Origin of the sequence: Rhodopseudomonas sp. BR0G17, from assembly GCF_010907025.1 — a bacterium.
In the GTDB taxonomy this organism is placed as follows: Bacteria; Pseudomonadota; Alphaproteobacteria; order Rhizobiales; family Xanthobacteraceae; genus Rhodopseudomonas; species Rhodopseudomonas palustris_H.
Map to the genome: position 1 here is coordinate 1 of NZ_QUML01000078.1, position 2,842 is coordinate 2,842.

At 66.1% G+C, this 2,842-nt stretch carries 3 protein-coding genes; 1 reads left to right on the top strand and 2 read right to left on the bottom strand.

The window, feature by feature from the left end:
• Positions 1-417: 417 nt before the first annotated feature.
• Positions 418-1,116, bottom strand: coding sequence for a ribulose-phosphate 3-epimerase (rpe, locus tag DY467_RS25240; RefSeq protein WP_164639776.1), 699 nt, complete (start codon positions 1,114-1,116; stop codon positions 418-420).
• A 269-nt stretch (positions 1,117-1,385) separates the two neighbouring features.
• On the opposite strand from rpe, the gene DY467_RS25245 reads away from it, so the two are divergent.
• Complete coding sequence (locus DY467_RS25245) at positions 1,386-2,153, top strand: EF-hand domain-containing protein (RefSeq protein WP_164639778.1); 768 nt, start codon at positions 1,386-1,388, stop codon at positions 2,151-2,153.
• Positions 2,154-2,296: 143 nt separating this feature from the next.
• Here the strand turns inward: DY467_RS25245 and DY467_RS25250 are convergent.
• Positions 2,297-2,842 (bottom strand): P1 family peptidase (locus DY467_RS25250; protein ID WP_205502803.1); only part of this gene is annotated, 546 nt, incomplete at its 5' end.

Sequence of the window (2,842 nt, forward strand, 5' to 3'; positions counted from 1 at the left end):
TGCGACTGGGCCACATAATCGGTCCCCCTTGCAGCGGTCACTCCCCCCTCGTTCGTCATTCCGGCGCGCCCGGAGCGCGCAGGCCGGAATGACGAACGAGGGGGGAGTGACAGCTGCAAGGGGGACCGATTATGTGGCCCAGTCGCAGCCATATTCACTCCTGTCATGCGCGGGCTCGACCCGCGCATCCATCGCGCGCGCCAGCGCGCTATCTTGCGAAGAGTGATGGATTGCCGGGTCAAGCCCGGCAATGACGGCGATGTAAGCGAGCGGCCGCTAGATGAACGCAGTGACACTCGTGTAAGTCGAAACGGAGGCGGAGTGTCTCAGGTGGTGCTACATCATCAGTCCCACCTGGCACGGTGCTACGCACTTCTGCCTGTCGTCAGTTTCGACGGAGTTTGGTCTGAACGGTCTTTAAACCGCCTCGCCCCGCGCCTGCAGCGCGGCATTCCTGATGCCGGCGATGTTGGCCTTGTACGCTTCCAGCGTGCCGCCCTTGAACACGGCGGAGCCGGCCACGAAGGCGTTGGCGCCGGCGGCGGCGAGTTCGCCGGCGACCTTGTCGGAGACGCCGCCGTCGACCTCGATGTCGATCGGGCGGCCGGCCACCATGGCGCGGATCTGCTTGATCTTCTGAACCGCGCTCGGGATGAATGCCTGGCCGCCGAAGCCGGGGTTCACTGACATCACTAGCACCAGATCGATGTCATCGAGCACGTATTCGATCGCGCTCGGGTGGGTGCCGGGATTGAGCGAGACGCCGGCCTTCTTGCCGAGCGCGCGGATCGCCTGCAGCGAGCGGTGCAGATGCGGACCGGCTTCGGCGTGCACGGTGATGATGTCGCAGCCGGCCTTGGCGAAGGCCTCGAGATACGGATCGCACGGCGCGATCATCAGATGGGCGTCGAACACCTTCTTGGTGTGCGGCCGCATCGCCTTGATCACGTCCGGGCCGTAGGAAATGTTCGGGACGAAATGGCCGTCCATCACGTCGAGATGGATCCAGTCGCAGCCGGCGGTATCGACCGCGCGGACCTCTTCGCCGAGCTTGGAAAAATCCGAGGCGAGGATCGAGGGCGCAATGGCGAGCGGACGGAGCGCGAAGGAGGACATCAGGGCTTCCAGGTGCGTGTGGGGTGGATCAGCTTCGCTACCACGCCGCGCCGGTTCCCCGCAAATCCCGAGCTCGCGCCTGGGCCGCGCAGGCCCGGCAGGTTGTGCCGGATGGGGCAGAAATTGCCGTCCCGCCGGCCTGGTGCGCGCGAAAAACGCCAGCATTTACGGGTACTTCGCGGCTGGCACGGCGATTGCTCATCCGAAGCTTGGAATGATCCGTGCGTAGTTGCCGGCCGCGGCCAGCGGTGTAATGCGGAGCTTCGATCATGCTGCCTGCCATTGGCGCGCTGGGCGCGCTGTCCGGACTGCTCAATACGCTGAGCTCGACGTCGAAATCGTCGTCGCAGAGCACCAGCTTCACCAACCCGTTTGCCAGCTCGAGCAGCAGCACGAGCACGTCGTCGTTCCCGACCCTGTCGACCAGCGGCACCGGCTCGTTTCCGTCGAGCGGCCTGTCACAGGAAACCATGCAGGCGCTGCTCGATGCGCAGAGCCAGCAGTCGACCTCCAGCTCCAGCTCGACCGCCTCGAAGACGCGCGACTCCGCGCTGAAGGATCTGTTCAAGCAGATCGACGCCGACGGCGACGGCTCGATCACCAAGAGCGAGTTCGAGAACGCGCTCGGCGCCGGCGGCACCAACGTCGCCAATGCCGACAAGGTGTTCGGCAAGATGGACGCCAACAACGACGGCAAGGTCAGCATGGACGAGATGTCCTCGGCGCTGAAGAGCGGCCGTCGGCATCACGCGCATGGCGGCGGTGGTGCGAACGGTGGCAACAGCGGGGGCGGCAGCAGCGATCCGCTGCTGCAGGCGCTGTCCGGCTCGTCCTCGACCAGCGTCACCAATTCCGACGGCAGCGTAACCACCTCAGTCACCTACTCCGACGGCAGCAAGGTGACGATGACGTCGGCGGCGACCGGCTCGTCGTCGAGCAGCGCGACCTCGTCGTACAATTTCGTCGAGCAGTTGATCCAACGCCAGGCGTCGCAGATTCAAGCGGCCTCGGCCAAGTCGCTGTCGGTCAGCGCCTGATCACCGACGCTCGTTCGTGATGATGTGTTGCCGGGCTCGACCCGGCAATCCATCACCTTCCACAAGCCAAACGATGATCAGCGCGCGTTGCGCGATGAAGCTTCGGATGACGACGTCGCACGGCGCTGCGCTTTCGCCTCACATCATCGCTTCGAGCCGAACCGATCGCGCCACGCCGGCTGCGCGTCCTTGAACGGCAGCGCGGTGGCCTCATAGACGCCGCGCGCGATCGCCCGCGCCACCGTGTTGGCCGCGATGGTGCCGAGCTCGGTGAGACCTGCGAGCGGCTCGACCGGTTTGACGCCGGTCGCTGCGGCGAACACCACGTCGCCGTCGAGCGGCGCATGCACCGGATAGATCGCGCGGGCAAACCCGGTCTGCGCCAGCATCGCCAGCCGCTTCACCTGGGTCTTTGTCAGCGCCGCGTCGGTGACGACCGCGACCAACGTGGTGTTCTCCACCGCGCTCGGCGTCGCCGCGCCCTTCAGCCGCACCTTGAGCATGTCGGGCGTGAACGGCTCCGGCATGCCGAGCCCGCCGAATTCACCGTCCTGTTCGAACGGTGCCGACCAGAACCACGGGCCGTCGCCGATCGTCGCGCTGCCGATCGCGTTGACCACAGCGATCGCGCCCACCGTAACGCCGCCAGGCGTGGTCGCCGACGCCGAGCCGAGCCCGCCCTTCAGCGT